The 14,646-nt window shown below is 56.1% G+C and carries 5 protein-coding genes; all 5 read left to right on the top strand.

The features are described from left to right. Positions 1–8 precede the first annotated feature (8 nt). Genes ABGT83_RS10635 through ABGT83_RS10655 form a run of 5 tightly spaced genes read left to right on the top strand, consistent with a single transcriptional unit; the run spans position 9 to position 14,638 of the window. Complete coding sequence (locus ABGT83_RS10635) at positions 9–5,837, top strand: amino acid adenylation domain-containing protein (protein WP_346687510.1); 5,829 nt, start codon at positions 9–11, stop codon at positions 5,835–5,837. Beyond that, complete coding sequence (locus tag ABGT83_RS10640; protein WP_009608914.1) at positions 5,834–11,227, top strand: non-ribosomal peptide synthetase; 5,394 nt, start codon at positions 5,834–5,836, stop codon at positions 11,225–11,227. Before ABGT83_RS10635 ends, ABGT83_RS10640 begins: the two co-directional genes overlap by 4 nt. Further along, complete coding sequence (locus tag ABGT83_RS10645) at positions 11,224–12,246, top strand: NAD-dependent epimerase/dehydratase family protein (protein ID WP_009608947.1); 1,023 nt, start codon at positions 11,224–11,226, stop codon at positions 12,244–12,246. The genes ABGT83_RS10640 and ABGT83_RS10645 overlap by 4 nt, the downstream gene beginning before the upstream one ends. Then, complete coding sequence (locus ABGT83_RS10650; RefSeq protein ID WP_009305512.1) at positions 12,243–13,226, top strand: Gfo/Idh/MocA family oxidoreductase; 984 nt, start codon at positions 12,243–12,245, stop codon at positions 13,224–13,226. Before ABGT83_RS10645 ends, ABGT83_RS10650 begins: the two co-directional genes overlap by 4 nt. Further along, positions 13,226–14,638, top strand: a complete 1,413-nt coding sequence (locus ABGT83_RS10655) for an SLC13 family permease (RefSeq protein ID WP_158295201.1) — start codon at positions 13,226–13,228, stop codon at positions 14,636–14,638. The genes ABGT83_RS10650 and ABGT83_RS10655 overlap by 1 nt, the downstream gene beginning before the upstream one ends. Positions 14,639–14,646 lie beyond the last annotated feature (8 nt).

Genomic DNA, 14,646 nt, shown 5'->3' on the forward strand with positions numbered 1-14,646 from the left:
CCAAACAGATGTTTGAGGCATATTGCACAGCAGTGCGCTTCTACTGCGAAAACGACTGGTCGGAGCCGTTCCCCGACCTGCTGCCCCCTTCGCAGCGCGCGGCGCGCGCCGAGGCGAACTCGGAGGGGGCCGACCTCGGCGGCGGGACGCTCCACGGACGGTTCTTCGCCCGCGCCCAGGCCGAGCCGGATGCCCCGGCGCTGCGGTGGGGAGCCGACGGCGAGGCGACCTACGGGGAGCTTGCCGGCCGCGCCCTGCGCATCGCCGGGGGGCTCGCCGCCGCCGGCGTGGGCGAGGGCGACCGCGTGGCCGTCAGGCTCCCGAAGGGGCCCGGCCAGGTGGCAGCCGTGCTGGGCGTGCTGGCCGCCGGGGCGGCGTACGTCCCCGTCGGCGTCTCCCAGCCCGAGGCCCGCGCGGCGCTCATCCTCGAACAGGCGGGCGCGTCCCTGTGCGTCGACTCCACCGAGCTGGCCCGCCTCGAGGCGGCCGACCCCCTCCCCGCGCCCGCCGGCCCCTCCGAGCGCGCGCTGGCCTACGTGATCTACACGTCCGGCTCCACCGGGGTGCCGAAGGGGGTGGCGGTGAGCCACGCCGCCGCGTGGAACACCATCGCCGATGTCGTGCGCCGATGGGGCATGGGGCCGGGAGATGCGGTCCTGGGCGTGTCGGCCCTTGACTTCGACCTCTCCGTGTTCGACATCTTCGGGGCCCTCTCGTTCGGAGCCGCCGTCGTGCTGCCCGACGAGGAGGAGCGCCGCGACGCATCGGCGTGGCGCGAGCTCGTCTCGTCCCGGGGCGTGACGGTGTGGAACTCGGCCCCCGCCCTGCTGGACGTGATGCTCGACGACGGCCCCGGGGCCGCGGCCGGTCTGCGGTTGGCCCTCGTCTCCGGCGACTGGGTGCCGCTGGGTCTGCGCTCGAAGCTGCCCGAGGGGGTGCTGCTCGTGGCCATGGGCGGCGCGACCGAGGCCGGCATATGGTCGAACTACTTCGAGGTCGGGGAGGTCGATCCGTCGTGGAGCTCGATCCCCTACGGCAGACCCCTCTCCAACCAGTCCTTCCGCGTCGTGGGCGAGGACGGCCTCGACTGCCCCGACTGGGTGCCCGGCGAGCTGTGGATCGGCGGGGGGAGCCTGGCCGACGGGTATCTGGGCGATCCGGGGAAGACGGCCGCCTCCTTCGTCGAGGACGGGGGGCGCTGGTACCGGACGGGGGACATGGGCCGCTACTGGCCCGGAGCCGTCTTGGAGTTCCTCGGTCGCAAGGATTCCCAGCAGCAGGTGAAGATACGCGGCCACAGGGTGGAGCTGGGCGAGGTCGAGGCCGCCGTGGCCGGATGCCCCGGGGTGAAGGGGGCCGTGGCCGTCGTGGCCGGCGAGCGCGAGCATCTTTTTGCTGTCGCAATCCCTGCCATCAGCGAAGCCCCCATCGCCTCAATTAGCGAGAGATCGCCAGTCGAGAACAGGGAAGCTGAACACACGCGGCTCACTGCGCTTTCTAATATTCTTATCAAAGAGCGAGGCTTGTCGAATGACAGGCTTTTTACGAACGAGCAGAGTGACGAATCTTCTTCACGATATCACGCGGTTATGGAAATGCTCTCTCGCAACACTTCAAATTGCTCAACAGTATGCCGAGACAACACATTGGAAGAAGCCGCTGATTTCTATGAAAAGATACTGACAGAAGCCGCAGACCCTTCCACGTTGTACGAAAGCGACAGGTTCTCTCCTGAAGCCCTCTTTCTCTCTCGCAACTCGTCCCAAAGAATCATCAAGGACGCAATCGCCACAATCAAGGCAATGGCTGAAACGCTTGGCCGCAAACTTAAAGTCGCTGATTTCGGATGCCGAAGTGGACGCATATCAGCCCTGTTGCTCCCCGAGGTCGCAGATACTATCTCGGAATACCATCTGCTCGACACTTCTCAATCTATGCTAGATATGGCCAAAACAAGGCTAGACGACTTTTCAGAAAAAGTGAGAACAGCAAAGCTTACAAAAGTTGTCGATCAAGATATTCATGCACGTTTCGATGTTGTGGTGTCGATAAACGCAATTCACACCATGGAAGAACCTTCTGAGGCAATAAGTGCTCTTGGAGAAACCCTAGCAGCAGACGGCAGGGCTTTCATTGTGGATCCCACCGAGTTTGCCCCTTCCGCAATGGTAACAGCTGCAATTGCCCAGTGCGCATTTGGCGATGGGGAACCGAGCGGTCTGCTTTCTCCCGAGAAATGGATCGACTCTCTTTCGGAGAAAGGATTGCGTGCCGACTGGGTAAAAATCGACGATGGCCTGTTCATCTCTCTGTCCAGCCGAACTTCTCCACCTATCGACCTCACACTTCTCCGCTCTACTCTAGAAAAAGAAGTTCCCGCATATATGGTTCCCGAGCATCTTGGAATCCTACCTTCTCAGCCGCTATCCAGAAACGGAAAAGTGGATAAAGGAAGCGTTAAAGACTGGGCTGAATTGTATTGCTCTTTCTGTGATGCATCTGACAATTATATTGAGCCAAATGGAGAAATCGAGAAAAAGGTTTCGTCTATATGGTCAAAATTCCTTGGAGGAAGGCGTGTCGGCCGCTACGATGGATTTTTTGAATACGGAGGAGACAGCCTAAGTGCTACGCGGATGATTTCCGCTCTTTCAAAAATTGGCATCAAAGCAAGTCTAAAGGAGCTTTTCGCCTCAGGAAATCTTGCAGACTTCTGCAAAGGGCTTTCCATTTCGTCTCCTAATAACTCCAAGGCAATCACTATCAATGAAGAGTTGAGATTTGAGCCGTTCGACCTCACCGAGGTACAGAGGGCATACACCATAGGAAGGACCAGCGGTCTCGACTTGGGCAAGGTAGGATCCTATTGCTTCTTCATGTTTGAAACTAGCGAATACAGTCACGACAGATTTGCATCAGCATGGAGGATTCTGCTCGAGCGTCACGGAGCCTTGCGCACTCTTCTAGTCAAGAATGGCGAGAAGCAGCAGGTGTATCGATCATCTGATCTGAATCTACCTCTGGCTGTCCAAAATGCAATGGATTCAAAAGATGCTCGTAAAATAGTCGAACAAGCAATGTCGCATAGATCGATAGATCTAACGAAATCTCCCGGCTTTGAAGCTCTCTCGGCAGTTTATAGCAGCGGTGCTGTTGTCGGTATTGGCTTCGACAACACTATGGTAGACGGCGTGAGCATGAGCACCGTTCTCGCCGAACTGGCCGAACTCTACGAGAACCCCGGGGCCGACCTCCCCGGCATCGGCCTGACGTTCAGGGATTTCGTCGTCGGGCACCGGAGAGACGGTCGCGAGGTTGAAGAGGCGGAGGGCTACTGGCGCTCGCGCTTGCCCGAGCTGCCGCCCGCGCCGCAGCTCCCCCTCGCCGCCGACCCCTCGACGGTCGGGGAAGGGAGGTTCGAGCGCCTGTGGCGGACGGTTGCCGAGCCCGAATGGTCGGCGGTCAAGGAAAAGGCCCGGCTGCACGGCATCACACCCTCGGCAGTCCTGCTTGCTTGCTACGCGAGGGTGCTGTCAGCCTGGAGCGGAGGGGGCGGCGTGACGCTGAACCTGACCATCTTCGACCGCCCCGAGGTCCATCCCGACATAGACAAGGTGGTGGGCGACTTCACCACCCTTCTCCCGGTGGCATGCCGCCCCTCGGCCGACGCGTCCGTCGAGGCCCAGATGAGGGGCGTCCAGAACGAGCTTGCCGGAGGATTGGAGCATAGGGCGGTCTCGGCCGTGTGGGTCCAGCGCGAGCTGGCGCGCTCCGCAGGGACCTCCGGAGTGGTTCTGCCCGTGGTGTTCACAAGCGCCCTCGGCCTGAGTAGGTTCGATCTCGACGGCGGCTTCATGGATTATCTGGGCGGCCTGTCCCAGACTCCACAGGTGTGGCTCGACCACCAAGCCATGGAGAGAGGCGGCGGCGTCATGCTCTCGTGGGACTACGTGTCCGAGCTGTTCCCCGACGGAATGATCGCCGATATGTTCGATGCGTACTGCTCGGCCGTCTCCTCTTTGGCGGCCTCAGACTGGTCGGAGCCGTTCCCCGACCTGCTGCCCCCTTCGCAGCGCGCGGCGCGCGCCGAGGCGAACTCGGAGGGGGCCGACCTCGGCGGCGGGACGCTCCACGGACGGTTCTTCGCCCGCGCCCAGGCCGAGCCGGATGCCCCGGCGCTGCGGTGGGGAGCCGACGGCGAGGCGACCTACGGGGAGCTTGCCGGCCGCGCCCTGCGCATCGCCGGGGGGCTCGCCGCCGCCGGCGTGGGCGAGGGCGACCGCGTGGCCGTCAGGCTCCCGAAGGGGCCCGGCCAGGTGGCAGCCGTGCTGGGCGTGCTGGCCGCCGGGGCGGCGTACGTCCCCGTCGGCGTCTCCCAGCCCGAGGCCCGCGCGGCGCTCATCCTCGAACAGGCGGGCGCGTCCCTGTGCGTCGACTCCACCGAGCTGGCCCGCCTCGAGGCGGCCGACCCCCTCCCCGCGCCCGCCGGCCCCTCCGAGCGCGCGCTGGCCTACGTGATCTACACGTCCGGCTCCACCGGGGTGCCGAAGGGGGTGGCGGTGAGCCACGCCGCCGCGTGGAACACCATCGCCGATGTCGTGCGCCGATGGGGCATGGGGCCGGGAGATGCGGTCCTGGGCGTGTCGGCCCTTGACTTCGACCTCTCCGTGTTCGACATCTTCGGGGCCCTCTCGTTCGGAGCCGCCGTCGTGCTGCCCGACGAGGAGGAGCGCCGCGACGCATCGGCGTGGCGCGAGCTCGTCTCGTCCCGGGGCGTGACGGTGTGGAACTCGGCCCCCGCCCTGCTGGACGTGATGCTCGACGACGGCCCCGGGGCCGCGGCCGGTCTGCGGTTGGCCCTCGTCTCCGGCGACTGGGTGCCGCTGGGTCTGCGCTCGAAGCTGCCCGAGGGGGTGCTGCTCGTGGCCATGGGCGGCGCGACCGAGGCCGGCATATGGTCGAACTACTTCGAGGTCGGGGAGGTCGATCCGTCGTGGAGCTCGATCCCCTACGGCAGACCCCTCTCCAACCAGTCCTTCCGCGTCGTGGGCGAGGACGGCCTCGACTGCCCCGACTGGGTGCCCGGCGAGCTGTGGATCGGCGGGGGGAGCCTGGCCGACGGGTATCTGGGCGATCCGGGGAAGACGGCCGCCTCCTTCGTCGAGGACGGGGGGCGCTGGTACCGGACGGGGGACATGGGCCGCTACTGGCCCGGAGCCGTCTTGGAGTTCCTCGGTCGCAAGGATTCCCAGCAGCAGGTGAAGATACGCGGCCACAGGGTGGAGCTGGGCGAGGTCGAGGCCGCCGTGGCCGGATGCCCCGGGGTGAAGGGGGCCGTGGCCGTCGTGGCCGGCGAGCGCGAGCGCTCGGTGGTGCATGCGTTCGTGGTCGCCGACGAGGGGGCTGACGTGGATCCGGCCGGGGTGCTGTCCCGCGTGGCCGGGCTCCTTCCCTCCTACTTCGTCCCCCATGACGTGACGGTCCTAGACGAGTGGCCCTTGAGCGCGAACGGGAAGGTCGATCGAAAGGCCTTGGCCGGCATGGCCCCCGAAGCGGCCCCGTCCGCATCCTCCCTGTCCGAACCGGCCACCGAAGCGGAGCGCGCCGTGGCGTCGGTGTGGGAGGAGCTGCTCGATGCGGGGCCCGTCGGAAGGGAGTCGAACTTCTTCGAGCTGGGCGGCGACAGCCTCATGGCCATGAGAATGACGAGCGCTTTGGAAAAGCGTCTTGGATTCAAAATTGGACTTCAAGAATTTATATCCGATCCGACTGTAGCCGGAATCTGCCAAAAGATAGATACGACATGCGGGGACACATATGAGGAGGGAACCCTATGATGGACGAGATCCGATGCCTTCTTGAAGAGATGGCAGATGCGGGAATACGTTTATGGGTCGAGGACGGAAAGCTAAAATTCAGAGCGCCATCTGGAGCCATGACGGTAGAAAGGGCTAACCTGATAAAGAAGAACAGGGATGCTGTAATCGCAGCCCTCAACGAACCTCGCCCGATAAAGCGCGAGCCCGAGAAAAGGTACGATCCTTATCCTCTTACAGACATACAGCAAGCTTATCAGCTTGGCAAGAGCGAAGCTTATCCCTACGGCGGAGTGGGATGCCAAGGGTACATGGAGATTAGCTTGGGAGGCGTTGAATTCGAGCGATTGAACAACGCATGGCGAAAAGTGGTGGCTCGGCATGACGTACTTCACTCGGTCATTTCTGAAGACGGTTATCAGCAGGTGCTGGAAGAATATGATGTGGGATTGATTGAATTCGTCGAAGCCGAATCGCGAAGCTTAGAAGAGGTCGCTTCCGAATGTCGTAGAACCATGGATCACAAGGATTATGCAACCTCGGTCCATCCGTACGAACTGAAAGTGAGTACTGATGGGATTAAGTCAATCCTCCACATATCAGTCAACTTGGCTCTTTGTGACTTTTTGAGCATTACCATAATCCTCAATGATCTGGCTCGGGCATATGACGGCGAGCAACTAGATAGCAGCGACGAGATTTCCTTCAGAGATTTTGTCATGGATGCAAAAACCCGAGGAGTTTCCAGCCCTTCTCTAAAAGCAGATGAGGAATACTGGTCGGCACGCATTGACGAATTGCCTCCCGCCCCTATGCTTCCCATGGGGCCGAATCCTGACGTGCGAACGGGAGTTAGATTCATTAGGCACCAGATGAGCCTTACCGATAACGAATGGGCAGAATTCCGTCGCACAAGCGCAGAGAAAGGGGTTACCCCCACAGCTGCATTGGTCGCTGCATTCTCGGACACTTTGGCGCTGTGGGCGGAATCATCGGATTTCACGATCAATATGACAATGTTGAACAGGGGGGACGACATTCCTGGAATCATGCGTACGGTCGGTGATTTCACAATGTCAAGCCTATTGGGATTGATTCGTGACGAGCGCGCGCCCTTCTTCTCCCGCGCTCGTGCAGCGCAATCACAGCTATGGTCGGATCTTGAACATAGAAGCTTCTCCGGAGTCTCCGTGCTGAGAGAGATCGCGCGACGACGTGGACGTGCGGGCGGTGGGGCGCTCATGCCGTTCGTTTTCACGAGCAGCATCGGCCTACGCGGAGGATCGTCCTTGAGTGAAACAAGCCTCTTTCGTGGCTCTCGAGTCATCGGCGGACTTTCACAAACCCCCCAAGTATGGCTTGACTGCCAAGCGATGGAGTGGAATGGGTCTCTTGTAATCAATTGGGATGAGCGCGCTGGAGTCTTCCCTGACGGTCTGGTTTCAGATGCCTTTTCATCCTTCGAACAGACCCTTAGAAGTCTTGCCTCGAGCAAAGCGACATGGGAAGAGACACGAATAGTCCATTTACCTCAAAAGCAGAAACTTGTTCGTATCGCAGCAAACGACACCGGCAAAGAAATAGTGTCGAGTACCCTCCACTCAGACTTTATGAAGACAGCCCTCTCTCATCCAGAGCTCCCCGCCGTGCGATTGGGAGATGAGTTTGTGACATATGCGGAGCTGAGGGCGCTTTCCCTCAAAGTGGCCCATAAGTTAAAGCGAGGAGTTCGGACTGCGATCATTCTTGAGAAGAGCATTGCACAAGTAGTTGCGGTGATCGGCTGCAGCCTTGCCGGCGCTCCCTTTATTCCTCTATCCCCTGACCATCCTCGATCAAGAGTCGACACCGTTATGGGCAATGCGGAAGTGGGCGCGGTTCTCGCCAAAGCTGAAACCCTCGAAAGGCTTGACTTGGCCGGCAAAGAAGAGGCTATGGATATCGACCTTATCCTAAGCGATGACATTTCCGCTAACTTCGAGGATCGGACTTTGCCATCTGACGAAGCCTACGTGATCTACACGTCCGGCTCCACCGGGGTGCCGAAGGGGGTGGCGGTGAGCCACGCCGCCGCGTGGAACACCATCGCCGACATAAATTCTCGATTCAACGTTAGGCAGAGCGACAAGATCATCGGATTGGCCGAGCTAACCTTCGACCTAGCTATATATGATATATTTGGAATCCTTTCCGTCGGAGGAGAGCTTATCTTCCCCGAACCCTCATCACTTAATGATCCGTCGAGCTGGTGCGACGTAGTTGTTAAACGCAAGGTAACGATATGGAATTCTGTCCCCCAGCAGATGCAAATGCTTTCTTACTACCTTGATACGGCTCCGGATGTCCCCTCTCTTTCCTTGAGGCTCGCTCTCTTGTCTGGCGACTGGATACCCGTCTCTCTACCCAACGATATCGCAGATAAAATCCCTCACTTGAAAATGGTGAGCCTCGGCGGTGCCACCGAGGGAGGAATCTGGTCGATCTTCCACGAAATCAATCCATCGGATTCGGAAAAGGCAAGCATTCCCTACGGAAAGCCTCTTGCCAACCAGGAGTTTGATATCGTAGGACGCGAACTTGAATCGCTGCCTCTTCTCGTTCCGGGTGAAATCATCATTAGCGGAAAGAGCCTTGCTTCGGGCTACCTCAATGACCCTGTTCGAACATCCGAGAGTTTTATAATGCGGGATGGAGTGAAATGCTATCGAACCGGCGACATGGGCAAATACCTGGAAAACGGCGACATCGAGTTTCTCGGGCGTGCAGATCAGCAGATTAAAGTACGGGGTTACCGCGTCGAGCTAGGCGAAGTGGAAGCCGCTTTAGAAAAGGCACCGGGAGTGGACAAGGCTGTCGCATTTGCTGCCGACAACGATAAAACCGACAAGCATCTTCTCGCCGCAGTCATCGCCGAAAAGGTCAATCCCGACAAGGCAGAATCCTTGTTCAAGAGATCTACGGTCGCCATGAAAGAATGTATGAGAGATCGCTTCAGCAAAATGGCTGTCAACGAAGTTGCAGAGTATTGCCGCAAAGTTGACGAGGTCTGCTTGTCGGCCATGATGAATTTGATAGCAGATGCCGTTAGCAAAGATGGCTTCTCAATGGATGACATGATGCATGGACTCAATGCCAAAGAGAGGAACAGAAGGCTCCTAGAGAGATGGGCGAAGTCTCTCGTCGACATGAAAGCGCTCAATGCAAAGGGCGACTCGTTTTGCTTCTCGGACGATTATAAGAGAGGCGACATTGAAGCTTTATGGCAACAGCTCGAATCCTTGGAACTGAAAGTCGAGTACAGCAAAGGGCTTTTGTCGTTTTTGCACACATGCATAGATTCCTTATCCGGCCTCGTGTCGGGGAAAGTGGATCATTTATCCATACTTTTTCCCGAAGGTGGTTTTGATGTAGCCGCTTCAACCTACAGGGACAACCTAGCCTCCAAAACTCTCAACTCCACACTAGTTAGCATGGTTTCGGAATTTGCGCGCATCAAGGGTGGGTTGAGAGTTCTTGAGGTCGGGGCCGGTACGGGAGGCAGCAGCGACTCGCTCATCGATGCGCTTGAGGGAACGGGGAGCACATATCTTTTTACTGACATCTCTGAATTCTTCCTCTCTGAAGCCCGAAATCGCTACGAAGGTAAAAACTGGATTGGCTACGCCATCTACGATGTCAATAAGGATGCCAGAACTCAGGGACTTGCAGACAACTCATTTGATCTCATCGTAGGCGCAAACGTACTCCATAATTGCATCGATGTCCTTGCAGGGCTGGGGCAAATCAAATCCCTTCTTTCTCCGGGAGGCATTTTGGCCTTTATTGAGGCCACGCGCGAGAGCTTTCCCCTTATGGTCAGCATGGATTTCCAAGATGCCCTCGGGATGGAGTACTCGGATTTGCGTGCAGGAACCAGCAAGGTATTCCTTAACCTCGACGAATGGAGCGGAATCCTCGCAAAAGCAGGTTTTGGCTTGACGGACTGCTCTCCTACGAACGAAGAACCGGATCTCTTTGGCCAGCACCTGATAGTCGCACAAGCAAAGGCTGATATAGCCGCGCTTTCGGTCGATGATGTGGTATCAGCCGCACAAGAAACCCTTCCCTCATACATGATTCCTGAAGCCATTGGGATAATCGACACCCTTCCCCTTTCGAGAAACGGAAAGGTTGACAGAGCCGAGCTTAAACGCCTACCACTGCTCGGAAGAACGCAGTCGAAAACTGCGGGCATCGGAGATGAGAGAGACAGCTACCGTAGCGATTTGGAAGCACGCCTAGCTGTAGAGTTTTCTGAAGTACTCGGAGCAGATAGCGTCAGGAGGGATGATGACTTCTTTGAGCTTGGAGGCGATTCGCTTTTGGCCACCAAACTCGCAGCCCAGATAAAGAAGAACGTAGACGAAGCGGCTGAGCTTGAATGGGAGTGGCTTTTGAGAAAGATGATGGAAAGCCCAACGGTCAGCTCACTCGCACTCGCGCTCTCCAGTACAGAAGAAGCAGAAAAGGCCGCGCCCAAAGGGCAGATGGCGCCTGTTGTCGTATTGAAAGACGGAAACGGAGATGGCGTCGTTAACGTATTGGTGCATGACGGAACAGGCACTCTTGACCCATACCGCGACCTTATTAGCGCTTCGGGTGACAAACTCATCATCGGTGTGCAAATGCCCGACATGCAAAAAGCCTTGGATTATGACACCCGATCTCTTATAGAAACCCTCGGAAGAGAGTATGCCGACCGCCTCTCGGAATGGAATGGATGCAGCTTTAGGATAGTGGGATACTGCATGGGAGGTTTGATCGCAACAGAGATTGCAAGAAACCTGATGGAGCAGGGAGAAACCGTTGCCGATCTCTTTGTCATCAGCTCATATGGGTTCCCGTTCAAAATCACCGAAGACGTAATGATTGAGTATGCTTTTGCTCGCGTACTTAATGCCCCAACTGAAGACCTCGGGTATCCGAAAGACGACGAAGCCTTCGCCAACGCAATCGCTGATGCCCAGATCCGACACCCCGGAGTATTGGATCTTCTCGATGGTGAAGGCCCTGTTGTCGAAAAACTGAAGAAGATTGCCTCCCTAGATTCGAACGAGCGCATGCGTAGGATACTTTCAACCGTGACCGCCGATAGCAACGTCGTAGAAAGATTGACCCAAATTTACAGGACGTTCAAACATAATTTGATTGCAGTAATGGAATACGAATCAAAACCCTATCTTGGCCCTATCCACTTTTTGCGAGACAGTGGAAGAATGGGGCTATTCAAGAACATCGGTGGTGATGAAACGGTTTTCTGGAACAGCGTCGCCCTCATGGGGATAGACACCCAAGATATAGAAGGAGATCACTTTACCTGCATATCCGGAGAACACGCAAAAGATGTCGCAAAGAGAGTGGGGCTTCGATGATCGGAGTGCTTGGGTCGAGCGGGCATGTTGGATCACTGCTTGCCGACATGCTGAAAGCTAAGGGGTACGAGCTTCGCCTCGGTTCTCGCTCGGCCGGATTCATCGTCAACATGACAGACCCTAGTTCTTTGTCAAGATTTCTCGATGGATGCGATGCGGTGGTCAACTGCGCTGGCCCCGCGTATCTACTGAGCGAACCAGCAGCAAGAACCGCCATAAGCTCAGGCGTTGCATACTTTGACGTTGCCGGCTGCGAAAACCTGTGCAAAACCCTAGCTGACGAATCGGCGGAAACACCGGTTGTATTTTCTGCAGGAATGGTGCCGGGGCTCTCGGGTCTTCTACTAAAGATGGCTATTTCCGCAAACAAAGGACAGGATATTGTTGGCTTTGCCGGGGGAGTCCAAGATATCTCTCTGGGTGCTGCGGCGGATCTAGTTTTGAGCATGTCCGATACGTCGGGATATGGCAACAATGGCTCCATGTGGCGTAGCGGCGCAGTCCGCGAACTTGACCACGATCCAACCCCCGCCCCCTCTTGCTTTCCCGAAGGGTCGTTTTGCAGAGCCTTTTTGTCAGAAGAGGCGAGAGTCATAGCCGAGAAGGAGGCACTTCCAAGACTTGAATGGTATAACGTATTTGTAGGTGATCTGTTTTGCAAGGCTCTTGTCGACGCACAGTTGTCGAAAACCCAGAGCCTCGAAGAAGCAAGCAAGAAAATCAGCATAGCCGCATCCATCGATGCTATGGGTAGACAGGCATTTTATACGTTGGCTGCAACTTCTGGAGAAATGGCCTACATTGTTAAATCGGCCGACAGCTATGAGCTAACTGCAGCAGTGGCATGCTATGCCATAGAGAGTTTCCTTGCTGGGAGCATCCCCAATGGCGTATACAACTTGCCCGATCTGCTTGATCCAGAACTGGCGATATACGGAATTCTATCTTTGTCTAAGAGTGCTCGAATCGAAATTGCACCGTCAAAGTCTTTGTTTGAAGTCGAGGAAGGCGAGTTATGAAAGCCGTGGTTGTGGGGAGCACGTTCGGAAGCGTATATGCCGAGGGCATTAAGATTGCCGACGATGTAGAGCTGGCTGGTATTGTAGGCAGGGGGAGCAAGAGAAGCGCCGCCTTGGCTGCATCATACGGAGTTCCTCTGTATCAAGGGGCTAATGCCGTTCCGGCAAACATAGATCTTGCTTGTGTCGTGGTAAGATCAGCCATGGTTGGAGGAGATGGAGTTGAAATATCTCGCTCCTTCCTCGAGAAGGGCATTCACGTAATCCAAGAGCAGCCCATGCATAGCAGCGAGGTTCTTGAGCTGACCAGATGCGCTGCAGAACATGATTGCAAATTCATGCTTAACGGTTTCTATCCATATCTCGATTCGGTTAAGCGCTTCATTGATGCCGCAGCTTCCCTTCGCAAGGAACACGAATTGCTAAGCATAGATGTGACTACATGCGTACAAGTAGCATACCCTTTTGTAGAGGTGGTTGGGAAAGTGGCCGGAAGCTTGCATCCTTTCAGATTGGAGAAGATAGCAGATGCCGGTCCTTTTGACATCCTAGTCGGAGAAGTAGGAGGAGTTCCCCTTTCCGTTCGATTCCAAAACGAAATGGATTCCAGTGACCCAGACAATAATGCCATAGCCCTGATGCGGATGGATGTTTGCTCGGATAAAGGCATTCTGTCCCTATGCGACGTTTACGGAGATGTTCTTTGGACGCCACGGTTTCATGTCGGAAAGGCAGCAGCCGACAGCTCGAATCTCTCAACCGTCGAAAGCGCAAGTATTAACGTTCTTCATAGGAGAGCAGAGGCATATAATTCTATCCTCGCTGAACAGTGGCCGAAGGGGATTGCCAATATGCTCTCGGAGAGACTTGGAGAGCGCAACTCCCTTGCCACAACCCAATTCCAGATTTCCGCATGCCTAGCCTGGCAAGAGTTTACTTCGGCCTTAGGTGCCCCAAGCGAATTGAGGCAACGTCGTTAATGGTAGTCGAGCGAACAGCGTCATTTGGAAAGCTTCATTTAAAAGGCATTGTTGCTTCGGTAGGTTTGACCGCTGGGCTTCTCGTTTTGATATTTCCATTGCCGGAGTTGGAAAGCCCAGCACGTATTCAGCTTGCTCTCACTCTCGGTGCTTTATCGTTTTGGGCAAGCGGAGTGATGCCGGCCCCAATTACGGGCATGCTGTATATGGGGCTACTGCTCATCACGAACTCCTCTGATCCGCTAACAGTTTTTTCTGGCTGGACGAACGAAGGAGGCGGTCTATGGCTGGTGCTTTGCGCGTTTCTCATAGCTTCTGGAGTTGAAAGGTCTGGACTTGCTAGAAGAGCAGCTCTGAGTATTTGCGCATCCGGTCAAGTCAAAGGTTTTCAATCGCTCATTGCAGCGATAGCCGTCATAGAGCTGTTGTTCGCACTGATCATTCCAAGCGCCTTTGCAAGAACATTCGTCATATTGGCAGTTGCAAAAGAAGTGTGCAAAGAAAATAGCGTATCTGAGACGGATGCCGCTGTAATCAATTTTGCATGTTTTGCGCTTGCAGTTCCCACGACACTTATCTTTTTGACTTCGGAACCAGCCCTCAATACACTCGTTGTTGAATATTCCGAATTAGGGTTGAGCTGGGTTGGCTGGTTCAGCACTATAGGCATTCCCAACATCATCTACTTATTTTTAGTGACAGTTCTGTTTATAAGAGTGTTTAAGCCGTCTGGAAAGGTCTTTGTAGATGGGGTAAAAAGCCGCGCTTCGTTAGAAGACCTTGGCAGATTGAGCCCTAAAGAAAAGAAGATGGCTTTGTGGCTCTCTCTGATGATTGCATTCTGGTTGCTTTACCCTTTCATGGGAATAGGTATAGCGTGGGGAACTATGCTTCTCACATCGCTTATGTTCCTACCTCGAATCGGAGTACTTGACGCAAAAGCTTTTGCAGACGTTCCCGTGGGAACTCTTGTATTCCTCACCTGTGCGTTGTCGATCGGATCTGTAGGCGAAGCCACAGGTATGAGCCAGTGGATTGCCGATACGGCGCTCCCAGCTTCTTTACCAAGCGATATTCTGTCAACCGTCATTTTTATATCAGCAATATCATTGGCCATCCATACTTTGATAGGATCAGTGTTGGCCACCGCTGTCGTTATTTTTCCCATACTGATATCGTTCGGCGATGTAGCGGGATTGGGCGTAAGCGATGCGGGCGCTGTTCTGATCGCATACCAAATGATTGCCAGCCAGTTTTTTCTTTCGATGCATCAGGCACCGATTGCCTCTGGCATGGAGCTTGCTGGGTACGGCGAAAAGACCGTAATGAAGCTTGGCGCTCCCATGACTTGCCTTGCGCTTGTTCAGCAGGTACTCGTGACTGGCTGGCTTTTTCTTGCAGACGTTTTGTAGGATCGCTC

Source organism: Enteroscipio rubneri (genome assembly GCF_963929405.1).
Taxonomy (GTDB): domain Bacteria; phylum Actinomycetota; class Coriobacteriia; order Coriobacteriales; family Eggerthellaceae; genus Enteroscipio; species Enteroscipio rubneri.